Origin of the sequence: Paenibacillus plantarum (assembly GCF_013141695.1) — a bacterium.
Taxonomy (GTDB): domain Bacteria; phylum Bacillota; class Bacilli; order Paenibacillales; family NBRC-103111; genus Paenibacillus_E; species Paenibacillus_E plantarum.
This window is the reverse complement of record NZ_WHNY01000093.1, coordinates 68,264-86,865: the sequence shown is the minus strand read 5'-3', so window position 1 is coordinate 86,865 and position 18,602 is coordinate 68,264. Positions and strand designations below refer to the sequence as shown.

At 48.0% G+C, this 18,602-nt stretch carries 16 protein-coding genes; 7 read left to right on the top strand and 9 right to left on the bottom strand.

The window, feature by feature from the left end; genetic code table 11:
- Positions 1 to 519: 519 nt before the first annotated feature.
- Positions 520 to 2,109, bottom strand: a complete 1,590-nt coding sequence (locus tag GC096_RS37355; RefSeq protein ID WP_171638219.1) for a histidine kinase N-terminal 7TM domain-containing diguanylate cyclase — start codon at positions 2,107 to 2,109, stop codon at positions 520 to 522.
- Positions 2,110 to 2,305: 196 nt separating this feature from the next.
- On the opposite strand from GC096_RS37355, the gene GC096_RS37350 reads away from it, so the two are divergent.
- From GC096_RS37350 to GC096_RS37335, 4 genes are read left to right on the top strand one after another with little or no spacing between them, the layout of a single operon-like run.
- The gene (locus GC096_RS37350) at positions 2,306 to 3,295 is read left to right on the top strand and encodes an acrylyl-CoA reductase family protein (protein ID WP_171638454.1); all 990 of its coding nucleotides are present in this window, start codon (positions 2,306 to 2,308) and stop codon (positions 3,293 to 3,295) included.
- Between the two features lie 42 nt (positions 3,296 to 3,337).
- Positions 3,338 to 4,195, top strand: coding sequence for a carbon-nitrogen hydrolase family protein (locus GC096_RS37345; protein WP_171638217.1), 858 nt, complete (start codon positions 3,338 to 3,340; stop codon positions 4,193 to 4,195).
- Between the two features lie 4 nt (positions 4,196 to 4,199).
- A complete protein-coding gene (locus GC096_RS37340) occupies positions 4,200 to 4,874 on the top strand; it encodes a GNAT family N-acetyltransferase (RefSeq protein ID WP_171638215.1) in 675 nt (224 codons plus the stop codon).
- Positions 4,875 to 4,889: 15 nt separating this feature from the next.
- Positions 4,890 to 5,561 carry a GNAT family N-acetyltransferase gene (locus GC096_RS37335; protein ID WP_171638213.1) on the top strand — a complete coding sequence of 224 codons (672 nt, stop codon included), beginning with the start codon at positions 4,890 to 4,892 and terminating at the stop codon, positions 5,559 to 5,561.
- 64 nt (positions 5,562 to 5,625) lie between these two features.
- Here the strand turns inward: GC096_RS37335 and GC096_RS37330 are convergent, their stop codons facing one another.
- Positions 5,626 to 6,075, bottom strand: a complete 450-nt coding sequence (locus GC096_RS37330; RefSeq protein WP_171638211.1) for an SRPBCC domain-containing protein — start codon at positions 6,073 to 6,075, stop codon at positions 5,626 to 5,628.
- A gap of 93 nt (positions 6,076 to 6,168) precedes the next feature.
- On the opposite strand from GC096_RS37330, the gene GC096_RS37325 reads away from it, so the two are divergent.
- Entirely contained in the window at positions 6,169 to 7,026 is an 858-nt protein-coding gene (locus GC096_RS37325) for a helix-turn-helix domain-containing protein (protein ID WP_246303270.1), read from the top strand.
- Positions 7,027 to 7,606: 580 nt separating this feature from the next.
- Here the strand turns inward: GC096_RS37325 and GC096_RS37320 are convergent.
- The 4 genes from GC096_RS37320 to sigY form a co-directional block, all read right to left on the bottom strand.
- A complete protein-coding gene (locus tag GC096_RS37320) occupies positions 7,607 to 8,812 on the bottom strand; it encodes an MFS transporter (RefSeq protein ID WP_171638209.1) in 1,206 nt (401 codons plus the stop codon).
- A 165-nt stretch (positions 8,813 to 8,977) separates the two neighbouring features.
- On the bottom strand, positions 8,978 to 9,190 hold the full coding sequence (locus GC096_RS37315) for a sigmaY antisigma factor component (RefSeq protein ID WP_171638207.1): 213 nt from the start codon (positions 9,188 to 9,190) through the stop codon (positions 8,978 to 8,980).
- The gene (locus GC096_RS37310) at positions 9,177 to 9,581 is read right to left on the bottom strand and encodes a YxlC family protein (RefSeq protein WP_171638205.1); all 405 of its coding nucleotides are present in this window, start codon (positions 9,579 to 9,581) and stop codon (positions 9,177 to 9,179) included. Before GC096_RS37310 ends, GC096_RS37315 begins: the two co-directional genes overlap by 14 nt.
- The gene (gene sigY / locus GC096_RS37305; RefSeq protein WP_171638203.1) at positions 9,582 to 10,106 is read right to left on the bottom strand and encodes an RNA polymerase sigma factor SigY; all 525 of its coding nucleotides are present in this window, start codon (positions 10,104 to 10,106) and stop codon (positions 9,582 to 9,584) included. It lies immediately after the preceding gene.
- Positions 10,107 to 10,284: 178 nt separating this feature from the next.
- On the opposite strand from sigY, the gene GC096_RS37300 reads away from it, so the two are divergent.
- A complete protein-coding gene (locus GC096_RS37300) occupies positions 10,285 to 11,166 on the top strand; it encodes a GNAT family N-acetyltransferase (RefSeq protein WP_171638201.1) in 882 nt (293 codons plus the stop codon).
- 368 nt (positions 11,167 to 11,534) lie between these two features.
- Here the strand turns inward: GC096_RS37300 and pyrH are convergent, their stop codons facing one another.
- The 3 genes from pyrH to GC096_RS37285 all read right to left on the bottom strand — a co-directional run bounded on the left by pyrH (position 11,535) and on the right by GC096_RS37285 (position 16,789).
- The gene (gene pyrH / locus GC096_RS37295) at positions 11,535 to 12,275 is read right to left on the bottom strand and encodes a UMP kinase (protein ID WP_171638199.1); all 741 of its coding nucleotides are present in this window, start codon (positions 12,273 to 12,275) and stop codon (positions 11,535 to 11,537) included.
- Between the two features lie 164 nt (positions 12,276 to 12,439).
- Positions 12,440 to 13,765, bottom strand: coding sequence for an MFS transporter (locus tag GC096_RS37290; RefSeq protein WP_171638197.1), 1,326 nt, complete (start codon positions 13,763 to 13,765; stop codon positions 12,440 to 12,442).
- 135 nt (positions 13,766 to 13,900) lie between these two features.
- On the bottom strand, positions 13,901 to 16,789 hold the full coding sequence (locus tag GC096_RS37285; protein WP_171638195.1) for an ATP-binding protein: 2,889 nt from the start codon (positions 16,787 to 16,789) through the stop codon (positions 13,901 to 13,903).
- A gap of 209 nt (positions 16,790 to 16,998) precedes the next feature.
- Between GC096_RS37285 and GC096_RS39450 the strand changes: the two genes are divergently transcribed.
- Positions 16,999 to 18,180 (top strand): EAL domain-containing protein, encoded by a 1,182-nt coding sequence (locus GC096_RS39450; RefSeq protein ID WP_171638193.1) that lies wholly within the window; start codon positions 16,999 to 17,001, stop codon positions 18,178 to 18,180.
- The last annotated feature ends 422 nt before the right edge of the window (positions 18,181 to 18,602 follow it).

Sequence of the window (18,602 nt, the reverse complement as noted above, 5' to 3'; positions counted from 1 at the left end):
ACCGCCAACTAACTGGATTTTCTCCATCTATTTCGGCTAGATTTCCCTCGTTGCGTCGATTAACTGGATTTCCTACAGCTAATTTCCATCATTTCCGCGGATATGCCCTCATCTGTCAGAATTAGCTGTAGCTTTTCCATCTAAACTCAGAAATCGCCGAGATAAGCCAATTTTAGCTGTAGTTTTTACAGTTAATGCTCACCGAGAGTTGCTGAACGTCGCTTCCACCGGCTAGTCAATCAGTCTGTCACTGGTCCGCTTGTAGTTGCTAGCACACGCCCTCGCTACTTTCCACCGCTACTCTCCCACCGCCACTCCCACCCGCCAACTAACTGGATTTTCTCCATCTATTTCGGCTGCATTTCCCTCGTTATGTCGATTAACTGGATTTCCTACAGCTAATTTCCATCCATTTTCGCCGAAATGCCCTCATCTGTCAGAATTAGCTGTAGCTTTTCCATCTAAACTCAAAAAACACCGAGATAAGCCAATATTAGCTGTAGTTTTTACAGTTAATGCTCACCGTGAGTTGCCGAACGTTGCTTCCGCAGTTCCGTCAAATACCCGCACCTGATTCCGGCCTGCCCGTTTGGCCTGATATAAGGCCATATCAGCATGCTTCAGAAGCATTTCCAAGCTGTCTCCGCGATGGCCTGCCTGCGTTAATCCGAAGCTCGCAGTTATGGCAATCGATCCAAAGCTGCCGCTCATCGGCTCCGCTGCGAGCTGTGCACGAACCCGTTCAGCCAGCAAGACCGCCTCATCCATCGAGCAAGCAGGCATTGCCATGACGAACTCCTCGCCGCCGTACCTGGCGATCAGCACGTTAGGTATGTCGGCCTCAAGCCGTTTCGCCACCTTCACTACGTGCTGAATCGCGAGATCGCCTACATCGTGACCGTAGGTGTCATTGATGCTCTTGAAATGATCAATATCGAAGAGCAGGATGCACGTCGATTTCTCGCCACTTAGATCTCCTTCCAAAATCATCTTGCTCCGACGGAGAAACTCCGTCCGATTCAGCAGCTTCGTCAAGCCATCATAATAGGCTAACTGTTCCAATTGATCTTGGAGTAGTTTCTGCTCGGTGACGTCGATGAGCATCAGCAGGCTCCCGATCGGCTCCCCATTGCGTCCCCGCACAACGGAGGAACGGATCTGGTAAAAGAATTTCTTACCATCGGCGGCGCGCCAACTAAATTCTTCCTGCACACCGTCTTGTGATCGCGCCACGGGAAACGGCGTACCCGACAACTGAATCCAAGCTTCATCGAGCGTTAGTCCAAGCATGTCGGTTGTTAATCCCGGAAACATTGCGCTAATGACACCGTTAAAGTCTACCAGCCGATCGGCGAAGTCCAGGACAATAGCGCCTTCCCGCATACTTTCAAAAATACGATCCTTCGCAATCGGAATGACCGTCAACATCCTTGTAGACACAATCGCCCAGATGTACATGGCAGAAGTTATACAAAGAATCATAGGTACGGGGTCAATGCCATACGGTGTTAGCCCCATCAGATAGACGAACGCACCTGTCATTGGCATGAATTGCCCCATGATTAAGGTTACGAGTTGTAAACGGTAGGCTTTTTTTGTCTGACGCCATCTGCGCAGAAGCAAGACGACCGCTGCCAGCATACATCCGAAAATATAAGCGCCGTGAACGATGTAATATTGTCCGATAACGATATCCGTAGTGGGGAAGGGTACATTTTCGCGAAAATACATGTCTTTATAAAATAAATGATGATAATCATTGGTTATCACCATAATTAAGGTAATGGTTGGAATGATGAAGAGCGCTGCGATCTTTGTACGAGTCAAGTTCATGCCAACATATTGCATGACAATCAACAAACCAATGGCAGGCGCGGCCCCGATGCCAATATATTCGAGAACCGTCCATCGTTTTACTTCGACTAACGTATCGCTGGCCATTTCAAAAGCATGAGCAAAAATATAAATAGCCTGTGTTGCCGTATAGATGACGAATGTATAGGCACCGGGGATTTCTTTGCGTTTGATATAGGCATACATGCACAGAAAGACTGTGAAAACTCCCGAGGTCGCGATAAGTGAAATGAACATGGTTAGTGTAGGATCCATGAGTTGCACTCCAGTATTTGTAGGATTAGTAGATAAATTGTCGATTTAATGGTATCACATCCTTGCGTGGGGTCATAGGAAACGTATGGAAAATGTGATTGGAAGGGATGGGATACAAGAATGGAAAGGAGATACAAAATTTAGTAAACTAATAGCATCAAGTGTAGTGGTGAGAAAAAGCTTGGAGGCGCCCAATATGGATAGCTTTAACGCAATAGTCGTAGAGCGAATACAGGATCAGTTTTCTTGCAAAATAAAAGAACTACGCATGGCCGATTTACCCGCTGGAGAAGTGACCATCCGCGTCGCATACTCCGGCATTAACTATAAAGATGCGATGGCTTGCAGCCCATCGGGGCGAGTCGTGCGCCAGTACCCTATGGTACCTGGCATCGATTTGGCGGGTACGGTCGTGGCCTGTTCAGATCCCCGCTATCGCGAGGGCGATGAGGTGCTCGTGACCAGCTACGAGCTGGGCACAGGGCATTTCGGCGGGTTCAGCGCGTATGCGCGCGTCCCCGCCGATTGGGTCGTGCCACTCCCGCAGGGACTGACCCATCGCGAAGCGATGATTCTTGGCACGGCGGGATTTACAGCAGCGCTGTCCATTCACCGCATGGAGGCGAATGGGCTGCGCCCAGGGCAAGGACCCGTGCTCGTGCGCGGGGCTACGGGTGGTGTGGGCAGCAGCAGCGTCTCGATGCTCGCCGCCCTCGGCTATGAAGTAGAGGCCAGCACAGGGAAGTCCGCTGACCACGCGTATTTGCTTGAGCTTGGTGCGACGCGGGTGCTATCTCGGGAGGAGCTTTCGCCTGCCGAAAGTAAGCCGATCAGCAAGGAGTATTGGGCTGCGGCGGTTGATCCTGTAGGAGGCCCGGCGCTAGCGCACGTGCTCAGCCGCATGAAATACGGCGCCTCCGTGGCGCTGAGTGGATTGACGGGCGGCGGGGATTTTGCGGCGACAGTGTATCCTTTTATCCTGCGCGGTGTTAATGTACTCGGAATTGATTCGGTCTATTGTCCATCAGCAGTGAGAAAGACGCTCTGGGAGCGGATGGCCACGGAGCTGAAGCCACGGCTGCTTGAGCAGACGGTGTATAAGGAAGCCAGGCTGAATGAGGTTGCTGAGGCTGCGCAGCTAGTGTTGGAAGGCAAGGTCAGAGGCAGGGTGCTGGTTCGGCTGTAACAGTTTCGTTTTGAATGAATGAGGTAGAGGAGTGTTGGAATCATGAAAATGCGGGTATCCGCTGTTCAATATCATTTGCATACGATAAGCAGCTTTGAAGAGTTTGCCGCACAGGTGGAGCATTATGTGAAGGTGGCGCAGGAGTTTGAGGCGGATTTTGTCCTGTTTCCGGAGTTGTTCACCACGCAGCTGATGTCCATTGGCGATGAGAGCGGCAAGCCATTGTCGATAGAAGCACTCCCATCTTTTACAGAAGCATATCGCAACTTATTTCAGGGACTTGCTCAGCAAACGGGCATGCATCTAATTGGCGGTACGCACATTACGGCAGAGGGGGACAAGCTGTTTAATACGGCGTTCTTGTTCTATCCAGATGGTCGTATTGGTGAGCAAAAGAAGTTGCATATTACTCCTACCGAAGTAAAGGAATGGGGAATGGGTGCGGGGGATTCGCTGCAGGTTTTTGATACAGACAAAGGGCGGATTGCCATTCTGGTCTGTTACGATGTGGAGTTCCCCGAAATCGTGCGGATGGCCAGAGCCCGTGGAGCAGATGTACTGTTCGCTCCTTCATGTACAGATGATCGACATGGGTTCCATCGGGTTCGATATACGTGTCATGCCCGGACGATTGAGAATCAGATCTATGTGGTGACGACGGGGACTGTCGGCGCTTTACCAACGGTTGATTTCATGAGAGCGAACTTCGGGCAAGCCGCTGTCATTACGCCTAATGATGTGCCGTTCCCGCCTAAAGGTATTCTCGTCGAAGGGGAGATTAATGGCGATATGGTTGTGACCGCCGATCTTGACCTCTCGCTGTTGGCAGTCGTTCGGGAGCGGGGCTCCGTCACTACCTGGCGTGACCGCCGAACGGATTTGTATACGGATTGGTCATAATGCCATGAGAAAACATCTCTATGTTTTCGATGGTGATACGCCTGTGGAGGCGATCATTCGCACTTATGGCGTGGCAGATTTCGAGGCGCTGATTGCTGTTCAGCAGGCAAGTTTTCCACCTCCGTTTCCCTCTGAGCTCTGGTGGACGAAGGAGCAACTGACGGAACATGTAACTCGGTTTCCCGAAGGAGCGCTGTGCGTGGAAGTGGCGGGCCAGGTTGTAGGTTCAATTACGGGACTGCGTGTGGACAGTGAGGATATGGCGGCTAGCGCTGATCATAGTTGGTCAACGGTAACGGATAGTGGATCCATCCGCACGCATCGTCCAGACGGGGACACACTCTACATTGTGGATGTCTGCATCATGCCCGCGTATCGTAAGCTTGGGTTAGGCAAGTGGCTTATGCAGTCCATGTATGAGGTCGTCGTTCAGTTGGGGTTGGCGCGTTTGCTTGGTGGCGGACGAATGCCGGGCTATCATAAGGTGGCGGAAGCAATGAGTGCAGACAACTACGTGGAGGCAGTGATGAAGGCGACGATGAAGGACCCGGTAATTACTTTTTTGCTAAGATGCGGCCGGACGCCAGTCGGGGTGGTTGCGGGGTATTTGGAGGATGAGGAATCGCTGAATCATGCGCTGTTGATGGAGTGGCGGAATCCTTTTACATATTACAAATAGGAGTGAGTTGACCTTATGGAATTCATACGTATAACGAGTATTGAGGATCCGTTGTTTCGATCGATGCACGATCTGATGAAAGAGGTATTCCCGCCGGAGGAAGTGCTGGATTATCCCTTATGGAAAGAGCCGTTAGAAGACCCGGGCATTCGCGTTTTTGTTGCGGTGCATGAAGGCAAAGTGGTCGGTACAACGGAGTATCGCTATTACGAAGATTGGCAAGTGGCAATGACGGATTTCACCATTATTGGTGGGGCAGGGCTTGGGATCGGTCGGTTTCTAGCAAGAAAACGCTGGCAGGACCTTGAGCGACTTGCGGCAGAATCGGGTAAGCCTATGCTCGGGATGTTCGCTGAGATTTATGATCCATATCGGATCGAGGGACATGCTTTTGGCGGCGTGAAGCCGATGGACCCTTACGTTCGACGTGAGGTGCTGTCGCATCTTGGCTACAAGCGGATTGATTTTTCCTACGTACACCCATCCTGGGAGAACAATGGGGAAGCTGTTGAGGAACTGGATCTATGTTTCCTGCCAACGGATGAAGAACAGGCGGAGATTAGTGCGGCGTTGGTGGCACAATTCTTGCGGCGGTATTATGCCGTGCTTGCGAATAAGCCACATGCTTGGGAAGCGATGGTTGATGGTTTGGAAGGGAAAGAGAAGTTGGCGCTTCTGCCACTGTAAGGTGTGAGCTATATAAAAAGGAGTCCGAATGGACTCCTCTATTTCTTTTCTAGTTTTGAAAAGTCTACCAACCGAAATCTAGCGTCTTACCCGTCTCGGCTAGCGTCTTGATGTTGCTGAGAATCATCCACCAACTGGCTTTGGTAGACTCAAAGCTCGGATGGTCTGGCGTCCATTGATCGTTCACAAGCGTTAATTTCGTACAGTTTCCAACGGTTTCTAGGGTCATTGTCATACGGGATTCAAACTCTGCATGGTTCTCCCGATAGGAAGGACCTGCATGCTCGGTACAGCTGAGTAATTTCTCAGGCTCATAAGCCAATATTTTGCCATATACATGAACCGTTTCATCGCCATCTTGACCAGGACCAATATAGGAATAATCCGAGCCAATTTCAAAAGTTGAATGCAGTACGCTGCCAAATAAAATTTGCCGAGTACCTTCTGGCGTGATGAGAATATCCCAAACTTGCTTGGTGCTTGCACCAATATAAAATTCATACTTTAGCTCCATAATCGCTCGCACTCCTTCGCTTCTGTGATCCTACCTATCATAATGCAGCTAGTATTCCCATGTATTGTAAAAACGCGACAAGGAGTGTTCGATATGACTACGAATCTGAATCCGAGTACGAATCTAGGGATGAAAGAGACTCCAACTACAAGCCCCTCTTTGCCTAGTCTGGGTATTATTAATTTTCAGCAAGGTGGGCACAAATTTCAGCTATGTCGGTATGCGCCGGCTGAGGATGTAGCCTTTTTCGTTCGGCACTACTGGGTTGTCAGATGGGACCTAGTGGGCAAAGACCCTTACACACAGCATGTTATCCCGAATCCTTGCGTGAACCTCGTTGTGGAGCCAGAGCGCACGGCAATTTTCGGACCTGGTAAAGAGAAATACGGACATCACCTGGAAGGTCAGGGGAGTGTGTTCGGCGTGAAATTTAAGCCGGGTGGCTTCTACCCTTTTGTCCAAGAAAACATATCTAGTATGTTAGACAATCCGCTGAGTATTAGGGATGTTTTTGACACCGACCCGCGTTCTTTGGAAGCTCAGGTGTTTAGCCATAGTGACGATGGGCGGAACATTAGTCTGGTGGAAAGCATGATTCGTTCCAAACTTCCTGCACAGGATGAGCAAGTCCTACTAGTTAATCAGATCGTGGATCATGTGTACGGGCAACCCGACATTACCAAGGTTGATGCGATATGCGAACATTTTCAGATGAATATTCGCACGCTTCAGCGTCTCTTCGACCAGTATGTTGGTGTCAGTCCGAAGTGGGTTATCAAAATCGCCCGCATCCAAAATGCAGCAGAAACCACCGACGGAAACGACACGCACAATTGGGCTAAGCTTTCGATGGATCTCGGCTATCATGATCAGTCTCATTTTATTAAGGATTTCAAGTCGATCCTGGGACAGACGCCAGAGGAGTATGTGTTAGGGAAGCGGGCTAAGTGAGTTGGAGGCGTGGAGTGAGAGAGTGCTAGGAGGGGCCAGGGGCCAAGGGCACCTATGCGTCTGTGCGTTCTCCCAGCTCTTTGCGCCTCTGCCGAAAAAGATAACTGGAAAACCTCCATCTATTCTCGGCAGGTTTCATCGAAATGAGTGAATAACTGGAAAACCTCCATCTATTTTGCTGCTTTTCTGCCTGTAGTCCCTAATCGGGGCGAATTAGCGGGAGGAAATCCAGTTATTTCAATAAACAAGCTCTTTTCGGGGGAAATAACTGTATGAAATCCATCTAAAGCTACGCAGCTGGTAAACGTGGAAGAGTCAAGTAACAGCATTCCATGCAATACGCCACCCAGGCTACTCTACTTAAAACAACCACACACTCGCCCGATCGCCAACAAGCTATCCAGCCGCATAGAGCTCTCCCTCAAACATTAGCTACTTAGCACAACCATTACTCACCCAATCAACAACTAGCATTCGAGCTACTCTTTCCTCCCTCAATACATCCATCTCCAACAACTGCCATGCATTAGCAGGCACCTACCACAGTCGCACCTAGCCAAGCTGATCGCTCTTTCACTTCCTACATACTCTGTTGCTTTATGTTTTGCTGCTTTTTTCGAAGAAGTGGGCCAAGCAACACGACTCCCACGAACAACAAACAGCCACTCAACACATAAACAGTCAACAAGGATGTCGAATCTTTCAAATAACCGGATAAAGCCATCCCTATCAGCATCATCCCCATGAAAATCGGCGTAATTGCTCCGCCAACTCGCCCCATGAATGGCCCCTCAGTGTTCCTCATAATCAGGGTTTGAATGCCGACCTGGATACATGGATAGAACAATCCACTTATGATCTGTAGGATCAACGTCAACCATATGAATGTGGAGGCTCCAACGCCAATCGTGCAGATGGCACTAACTAGTAAACCAATCGCAAGCAAAATCTGCGGCTTGGCCTTTTTCGCAACCCCCATAATGACAGCTCCCCCGATTAGCATGGCGGCCCCATTGGCCATCATAAACCATTGGAGAGACTGTTTACTTAGTCCTAACTTCTCAATTGCAATGAAGATCGCGAGTGGTTGAATTAAACCGGCGGCTAATCCAGTGACACCGAAAGTGAGGCTCAGCGTTCGTAGCGCACGGTTGGTTTGCACATACCGCAGACCTGCTGTTAGCTCTTTTAAGAAGCTACTGCTCCCCGCGGAGACTTCTTCTCTGTCGTCTTTCGGGAGGGAAGTAAGCACAAGTGATGATCCCAAGAACATCACACCCGTTAGGATTAACGAAGCCTCAATGCCATATTTCAGATAGATGAAAGTACCGACAGCAGGTCCCAAGACCATGAAAATAGCTACGAGGGATTGAGACATTGCCATGACACTCTGGAGTCCATCCGCGGGTACATTCTTTTTGTAGAGCTTCATGGCAGACGGTTGAGAAAACTGCGATAAACTCGCGGAAATAAACGTCCCCACCAGCAAGGCGTACCAAGAACCAGAGAGTACAGCAAGCAGCACGATGAATACGGTAATGGCGGATATGAAATCACACCAAACCATGGTCAGCTTCGGACGCCAACGATCCGCGAACGTGCCGCCAATGAAGGCGAAAATGAAAATAGGCGCTGTCTCTACAACGGAAATCAAGGATACATACTGCGGATTATTATGGGTAATGTCCGAGATATAGAGAAGGATAGCGAAATTACGGATCCAAATACCGAGCTGCAAGAGCACGCGGGACAGGATAATGGTACGAACATAACGATTGGTTAACAAAGGTCTCAGTCCTTTCGATTAATATTTACTAAATTACTAATTTACTAAATTAGTAAAACAACAACCAAATCATAGCTCACTCGACTGAAGGAAGTCAATATGGATTTTTAAATTGGAAATAAAAAACGGCTGCCCTTGAGGGCAACCGTCATGGTAGTACGTCATTCATTTTCGGTGAATTTTACGCACCGCGAACAGATAAACAATCGTGGGAACCGGGGCCTGAATAATGCCCCAAATACCCCAAAACCAAGGGTGGCGAGCGCCACGCCTGCGGGAGTCAACGTACAGCCATGTGCTTTGTACGAGTAAAATCAATGCGATACCGATCCATGCCCAAAGGGGCAGTTGATCGAATTTGGATTCAGTTGGTGTCATGAGAATCCACCTGCTTTCTTAGGATTAGCCAAGCTAACGGAACCAATATGGCCGCGGCTTGGATGGAGAGGAAGGCAACTGGCTTAGCCGTTACCGTGAGATAATACACATAAAACAAAAGCATCGCGCCGATCCATAGGATCACTAGATCGCGCACTAGTCTGGATTTCCGCTTACTTTGCGTCGCGGCAATTTGCTGATCGAACCAAGCAATGCTCGGCGTTGGCACGTGGACTGCAGCCTCGAGGAGGTCAAGCCCCTCACGCAGCTGGCGAGAGGTTAGTTCATCGGCAAGCTCCTCGCTTGTCTGTCCCTCGCCACGCACTTTACGCTCTGAACGTTCCGCCTCAAGCTGCTTTTGCCGCTGCTGCTTGTGCAACTCATCATCCATCTACATCAGCTCCTTCCGTAGTTGTTTTAATGCATGGTGCACCCGAGATTTCACGGTGCCCTCCGCAATGCCGAGCATGCCGCCAATTTCCTCATAGGTGTATCCGTAGTAATGTTTAAGAATAAGTGGTATGCGACTATCCCGCGGCATATCGGCTAAGGCATCTAACACCTCCGGCCAAGCGTCATCCGTGTGATGTGCGGTCTGCCATTGCAATTGGCGTAAGGATTGCAGTTGCTCTTTCTCCTGCCACTTGCGCTCCCAAAGGCGGCGTCTGCTCTGATCGATCATCAACCGAGTGGCGATGGTGATTAACCAGGACGAGAACTTCGAAGTCCCGTTGTAGAGCTTTATTTTCTCGATACATCGGGCCATTGTTTCTTGCGTAAGATCCTCAGCTTGAGAGGGATTCAGCGTGATTTTGACTAAATATTTATACACAAATGCATAATGCTTCTGCAGAAGCTGAGACAGAGCGGCGGTGTCGCCTAGCATGGCTTGACGAATGAATTCATTCTCTTCCAAGTGATTGAACACCCTCTCTGTCTGGTTTCATAGATAGTACGAATAGCTCCTGCAAACCGTTCACAGCCCCACGAAAAAATATGTAGAATGATTTATTAGCTTACCACGGCAACGTTCAGACATGTATAATGACAGCAGGTAAGTCCAAATGAATGAGATGACTAATGGAGGACAACATATGAAACAAGGCATATATGCAAGAGCGGGACTATCTCCTGAAGAGTTGGAGGAAGTTCGAGCGCTATGGGAGCTATGTAATAAGCATGAAGGTATTGACATTAAATTAAACTGGGGCACTTTATCCAGCCGTCCTGCTGGTGTGACGAATGATTTCGTATATTATGAAAATGACCGGATTGTCGGTTTCCTTGCTATTTACAGCTTCTTATCTACCGAAGTGGAAATCAGCGGCATGGTGCATCCTGAGGCGCGGCGCCGAGGGATTTTCAACCAACTTGTTCAAAGGGCCATGGAAGTGTGCAGCCAAAGAGAGGTTCCTAAACTTATTTTCATCAATGAGCGTGGCTCGGAAAGCGGAAAGGCTTTTTTGACCAAGCTTGGCGCGGCGTACTCTTTTTCGGAGTATGTGATGGAGCTGAAAGAGCAGGTAATCCCGCCCGCCTCCACGCAAACAGAATTGAGCATTCGCTTAGCAGATAGTTCCGATACGGAACTGTTGGTTAAGCTGAATATGTCAGGCTTCGACATGACGGAAGCTGACACACGTGAGTACGTGATGCAAACCATTACGGGTGACAAGGAACGGACGTGGATTGCGGAGCTAGGTGAGAACAAAGAGCCGATTGGAAAGCTGGGTGCGATGGTGGAGCCGGGCGTTAGTGGATTTATTTATGGTTTTTGCGTGCTGCCTGGGATCAGGGGCAAGGGGTATGGTCGTCAGATTTTAAGTCAAACGATTACAGCGCTGAAAGAGCAAGATCAAGCGGAGCATATCAAGCTGGAAGTGTCGGTAGAGAATGAGAAAGCGCTCGGCCTCTATGAATCCTGTGGATTTGCAACGAAAAACGCGAATGACTATTACGTGCTCCTCCGCGCATAAAATAAAAGGATAGTACAGCAGATTCTGCTGTCTATCCTTTTTTGCTTTTGATATATTGTCGTCCGCCCTCTCAACATACCGCCGCGACCAGCTTACTGGAAAACCTCCATCTATTTTCACCAATTTAGCTCGATTTGGACGATTAGCTGGATAATGTACAGGTAAAATCCCCAATCCCCACCGTTTCAGCGTAATAGGGTCATATTAACTGGAGGAAATCCAGTTGTTTTATCCGATGTGAGAAAAGTGGCAGAATTAGCTGTAGTTTATACAGGTAAAGTTGCGATTGTACGATTTTGCGTTGGTGCGACGGCGAAAATGGTGGATGGTCAAGGTACGATGGAGAGGGCCGTGTGTATACAAATCCATTAATGATATATGAGTTCAGATGACGCGCTAATAATCGTACCCGTGTTCAGCCCCGCACAGATGTCCTTCATCGAGCCAGGTTTGTCGAAATTGAACACGTGAATCGGTACATGGTAGTCCCGCGCTAGAATAAAGGCAGATTGATCCATCACCTTCAAATTGTGCTGAATCACATCGTTGTAATGGAGCGATTTGTACTGGAGCGCCTCTTGATGGTGCTTCGGATCTTTGTCGAAGACACCGTCCACGCCTTGTTTGGCCACGAGAATGGCATCGCAATTGACTTCAATCGCCCGCTGTACAGACGGATAATCCGTCGTAACGAAAGGCTGTCCGTTTCCGCCGGCGAAAATGACGATGTACCCTTTTTCCAAGTGATGAATGGCTCGTAAACGAATGAAAGGCTCTGCCACAGATGCGATTGGGATGGCTGTCATAACACGCACCTCGGCCTCCGTCTTCGCTTTCAACACACCACGCAGCATCAAACTGTTGATGACTGTTGCGAGTGTGCCGATGTTATCAGCCTCCGCTTTCTCGATGCCCCAGCTTTCGCCCATATTGCCGCGGAAAATATTACCTCCACCAATCACAAGACACACTTCAACGCCTAAATTCACGACGGTCATAATTTCATTGGCGATATGATCCAGCTGTGTAGGGTCAAATCCGAAGGAGTTATCACCTGCGACAGCACCGCCACTAAGTTTAATGAGGACTCGTTTGTACCGTAAAGCCATTACCATATCCCCTCTTTCTGATGAGAACGCCTGTACGATAGATTGTGTCTGACTAGGAAGTATAGTGCGGTAACCAACGGATGCTTACAAAAAAACACTAAAGCCTTAGATGCTCTAGTGTTTGCTGTGTCTGCTTCCTCATGTTAGATGTAATTGTACATGAATTAAGCGGGATTTTGCAATTTTTGCGGAACTCGCATGTGGACGATGAGCCCGATGATGACTAGGACCAGTAAGGAGCCAAGTGCGACTCGACTTGCTAAGTTGCCAGTAGAGGCCATAGCCCATGTGATGGAGCCGTAGAGTAGAGGTCCGACAATGGAGGACACCTTCCCTGAGAAGGCGAATAGGCCGAAAAATTGACCGCGTTTTTCTTCCGGTGTTAGCTGCACGATCAAGGTACGAGAGGTCACCCACATCGCACCCATAGAAACACCATACAGGCTGCCTGCTACCCAGAAGATGCTCTGGCTTGTTGCTAAAGAAGCGAGGGAGATGGCCACAATGAGGATGATAGCGACAATGGTTACGGCTTTCTTAGGTCCAATACTGCGTGTCACATAACCGAATAGGAAGGACCCGATCACGCTAGACACCGTGGATACAAGATAAAGTAGAATGAACTGCCCCGTCGAGAAGCCCATGACGGTATTCGCATAAATGGCCATAACGGCAATCGCCGTAGCAATGGCATCGTTGAAGAAGAAGTAGGCGATCATGAACGTGAAAGCTGCTTGGTACTTTCGAGCTTCCTTGAACGTCGTCCAAATCTCGCGATAACCGCTAAGCAGCGACTTATTGCTAGCCACTGGCTTTTGCCGCTTCTCTTTGTACAAGAACATGATCGGCAGTGAAAAGATGAGGAACATGACCGCACTTGGAATGAATGTACTCTCGAAGTGGTTATCGTGAACGAACAAGAAAGCAATTAGACCCACGAGCGTACCTACATAACCGACGGCTACACCAAATCCGGAGATCAAAGGAATCTCGCGTTCATTGCCCAGATCAGAGATCATGGAGTCATAGAACACTAAGCTGGAGTTATAGAAAAATTTGGCGACCATGAAAAATAAAATAACACCGAGAATGGATGTATTGAGGCCGAGCCACTCTGTATTTGTATCCCATACGGCCGATGCCCCCATCAAAAATGTTGCGATGATCGCGATCAGTGTGAAGGGGACGAGATAGGCTTTCTTTTTGCCCGTACGATCAATCCAGACACCGAATAAGGGAGATAGGAGCACCAAGAAGAAGCTAGACAACGCATTGGAGTACGTGATGAACGTACTTGCAATCTGGTTCATTTCCTCGCTGCTGCCTAAGGTTTCTTTTAAATAAAAAGGGTAGAACACAGTTACGATATTGGAAGAAAAAATGGTATTTGCAAAATCGTACATCGCCCATGCGAAAATAGGCAGGGAGAAAAATAACGCCCAAACACTGCGGCCTTGCAATGGTTTGGAAGCGGGTTCAAGCTTTGCCATACGGGCACACCCTTTCTCTTCACTTACCTCTATTTTTCTATTATATTGGCGATTCTGTAGGGAAATCCCTCTTCTTTACAATAATGATAAAAATCTCCCCCACCCTATAATAAGGTAGGAGAGATCAATGAACGGTTACTTGTCCGATGGAGGCCTAATGAGATCAACCTCAATCATGTCCTGATTCTCTTGCATTTTGAGCACATTAATGCCGTTGCGTTCTAAGGTGGTGGAGAGGGTTTCTTTGTCTTGAGCTGGGAAAACGTAGGCTAGGCTGCTTTTATTGTCGAGCAAGCGTTTCGCCACCTGTACAAGTCGTTCCATTGTGAACGGTTTTTTCAGATATTTCTCAATCTCTTTCTCATGATAATCATGAGGCGGATCGAGCGCTGTTGAAACAATGACTGGCGTTTGCGCATGCAAAGGATGCTTGTACAGGTCTGCGATGAAATCCCAGCCTGTTTTCTCGCCTTCTAGATGGATGTCTACGATAAATAGAACAGGACCTTCACCCTCACAGCGACGCAATGCGATCATGCCTTCCTCAGCGGAACGCAGTTGGATCGAAGGTAGACTTAGCTTATTTAAAGCGACTTGAATTAATTTGGCCAGGTTATCATCGTCTTCGAAAATAACGATTTTCCCGTCTAAGCCGGAAATCTCATATTGATCGAGTTCAATGCGGAACGTGGTACCATGCCCCATTTCAGACGTATAGGAGATGTGCCCGCCATGGCCCTCGACGATTTCTTTTACAATGGCGAGACCGAGGCCTGTGCCACCTATTTGACGGCGGTCGGAGTTGTCGACACGGAAAAATTTCGAGAACATATGCTCATTCGCTTCCGGTGGTATACCGAGACCGTAATCTTGAATGGCAATGGTAGCTTTACCGTCATGTGCCAACACATGAATGTCGATATGATCTGCTGCCGGCGAGTATTTGATAGCATTGCTAATGAGGTTATCGAATACTTGGCGAATACGATCAACATCTGCCCGTACCCAAAGCTCAGGCTCTTGCTGATGAATGACGATCTGATGCAGCTGCTTATCCTGCCATTGCTCTGCAATTTCGGTGACGAGAGACTGCAAATGAATCGGTGCGAAGTTGTACGATTGACGACCGGACTCCATCCGCTGTAGATCTAAGAAGTCATTGATTAAATTCGACAGGCGTTGGGCTTCGTTATAAATGGTTTCCATGTAACGTTTCTGCTTCTCTTGCGGAAGGTCGCGATGCAGTAAAATTTCGATAAATCCAAGCACACTGGCCAGCGGAGTCCGCAGCTCATGTGAAACAATGGAGATGAATTCATTCTTCATTTCATCCACGCGCTCTTCTTCCGTACGGTCACGGAAAACGAAGAGATAGCCTTGCTGCTCCGTGCCTTCGCTAACAACGGTAGCGTAGAGCTCCGCATGTTGGAGCTGTTCGTCCTGCTGAAAGCTGAAGCGCTGCGTCAAATGAGACAGCGAGCGATCTATCAAGGCCTCGATGGAAGCTGCTACCCCATGAAAACTAGGCGATTTGGCCCCAATCTCATAGCTGCAGCTAACAAGGTTCTGGCCGATCCGTTCATGTAGCCCGAAATATTGATTCATCCGATGATTGGAAAAGAGAATCATACCCTCTGAATCACACATCATCATACCCTCGTGGGCGGATTCTAAAATATTTTGAATAAGGTCATGCTGACCTTCTAATAGCAATTTCTCTGCCGTGAGTTGATCGTTCAGTAAGGCTAGGCTTTCTGCTTGCTGTAGTTTCTCATCATTGACGACCTGTGCATAGAACGCCAGCCCGAATTGACGAACTAAACCTTTGGTTAGACGTTGATTATCATCTTGATAGTGCGCGCATTGGTAACTCGTTAGTAAGAGAAAACCAATGACTTCTTGCTTATCATCTGTGAGCGGAATGTAATGATCGATAGCTCGTGTCATGCCGTTATGGACACCTTGCTCATTGCCTGTCACATCACGGGTATGTGTGATCGAAACCCCCTCTTCGAATACACGTCTGGCTGGGCCGAAGAGTTCGCTGCGTGAAGCTTGAATATGTCCCTTGGGATACCCGATAGAATGAATAACCTCGTAGGAACTGGCCCCGTTCTCTGATCGATCCTCGAGGACAACCAAAGCCGCATCCTGCGCAAGCGAATTTAATAAGGCAGGCAGCGTATGTTTCAAGAAATCAGTTAACTTCACATAGCCAGTGAGCTTCTCTTGGTATGAGGAGATGAGTTCCAAATCTCGTTCGCGCTCAGACAACTTAGCCAACGTAATCTGCTGTTCCTCTTGCTGGGCAATAATTTCCTCGTTCTGGGATTCCAGACTCTCCGCCATATAGCGGTAAGTTTCCTCGCTCTTGCGCAGCTCCTTCTCCGCTTGGTAGGAGCGTAAGGAGATGATGATGGACATAGCTCCTGCAAGAAGAGCGATCAGGAAGCCGACAATGGTGATCAAACGGGAGGTTTGACCTGCTTGCTGAGAAGCCTCAGAAGCTGAAGACGTAATCTGCCCAATATTTTTTTCGATACTCGTATGAATGACACGATAGCGATCCATTAGCGTTTTGCCGCCAGTGACACGGGCTTTCGCTTCTTCTATTTTACCTGCACGGAATAATTCTAAAGTCGTATCATAGTACTTTTGCAAATTGGTAATGGCTGGTATCGCCTGGGTATCAATAATAAGTTGTAGGGTTGGATATTTCTTGTCGTAGGACGAAAGCGTGCTTAAATCCATGGCGACCTGTTCTCTCCCCGTGGTATAAGGCTCAAGGAACTGTTCATTGCCTCCACCTAGTTGGTAACCGCGGAGACCCGTCTCCTGATTGATTAAGCTGGTCAATAAACTATTGGCCGTCGTCAGAATCGGAATCGCCTGATTCACAATCGCATTGTTTTCTCTCTCCATATTTCGAGAAGCCATATAGTTGGATACACTGACGAAAGCTAGTAAAACGACTATTAAAATGACATATAGCATGGAGATCCGCGATCTCGTGAAAGTTTTCATTCCAATCGGTCACCTAACTTCTAATAGAATAAAAGATCACCTAGAAATTCGACAAACATCAACAAATTCCTCTAAAAATCGATAATGTTATGTTTTCTTCCATCATAGATTGCAGAAAAGGGAGATGTCGTTTAAAATATGAGTCAATAACGATATGGATGTTAAGTCATGTGACATAAAAATTTCCAAGAGGGAGGCGCACTGTGCAGGTGAAAAACATCAAGATTCCGCCGCGTCATGAAGTACGTCCTTATTTTCAACCGATTATCTCTTTGCAGAGTCAACGAATAATAGGGTATGAAACACTAGGTAGATGGGTTCGCGAGAGTGGTGTGGAGAGCTTAGGTCCTTTTTTCAAAGACCCAGAGATTTCCGAAGACATGCAGCTAATGATTGATCGTCATTTAAGAGAGCAGGCCATTGAACGAATAGTCGCTGCATCGGACGAGAGCGAACTGTTTATTAACCTAAAGCCCTCTTGGATTTATAGAACTTACAAGCGAACGGGCATCTTACCAACGATTGAATTGTTAAAAAAATACAAGATTAATCCCTCGCGGATCGTCATTGAAATCACCGAGGAGGAATTTACGGGCAAGCTCCAGGAGCTGACGTGGATTGTTGAATTATATCGTGAATTCGGATGTACGATCGCCATTGATGATGTCGGAAGCGGCTTTAGTAACTTCGACCGAATTGCGAGCTTGCAGCCGAAGATCTTGAAGGTTGACCTGAATATTTTGAAAAAGAGTATCGTCCACGATGGCTACAAGGCCGTTATGCAGTCTTTCTCCATTGTATCTGCTCAGATTGGTGCTTCCCTACTCGTTGAAGGCGTCGAAACGAAGCAGGAGCTGCGCAGCGCTTTACAGGTTGGGGCTAGATATGTACAAGGTTTTTTGTTCTCAAAAGCAGAGCCAGACCTGCAGCGTCCAGATGCCTACAAAGCCATGCTGGAACAGGAAATTAAATCGTTCGGACAGGATGAATTTGGGCGATATCATCACCTGCTGAGTGTACATCAAAGGCTGGATGCGTTAATCAACGCCTCCGTTCACTTCTCGACTGCGGAGGAGGCTGATGCGGTAATTGAGCAAACCATCGGTAACGTTACGGACAATTGTATCCGCATGTATATTTGCCAGGGCGATGGCTATCAGATTTCCTCTAACTACACGCGTTCCGAAGATGGATGGGGCAAAGACGAGAGCTACCGTCAAGCGAATTGGACGTGGCGGCCATATTTCATCTCTAACATTCTGATGATGAATCTGCAAAAGCAAGGCATTCTCTCCCAAGCCTATACCGACTTGGATACCTCACGACAGATTCAGACTTACTCGTGTGCGATGGGAGAGGGTTATTATTTGTTTTTGGATTTATTGATTTGATGGAGGGGAAATAACCAAACACCAAGTACAAAACACCAAGTACCGCTCCACATTTCGCGAATAGATGGAAAAAGTACAGTTAATTTCAATGATAATACTGAAATGGAACGCTTAAATGGAAAACCTCCAGTTAATTTTGGAGAAGTGGTCATAATTCATCGGAATCGGGCAGATTAGTTGTAGGTTTTACAGTTAAATGAGTTATTTAAGAGAATTGAATGAAAATAGCTGGAGTTTATACAGTTAACTCCTTGGATTAGCTTGTTGGTGGATGGGGTAGTGTGGAGGATGGAAGGGTAGATAGAGAAACGTGGCAGTAGAGCGAGAAATAAGGGAGCTTGTAGGGGGAGATAGAGTGAATGGAGGAAGAATAGCTAGAGATGGAAAGAAACGGAGAGTAGATAGCGTATAGCAGCAGAGGT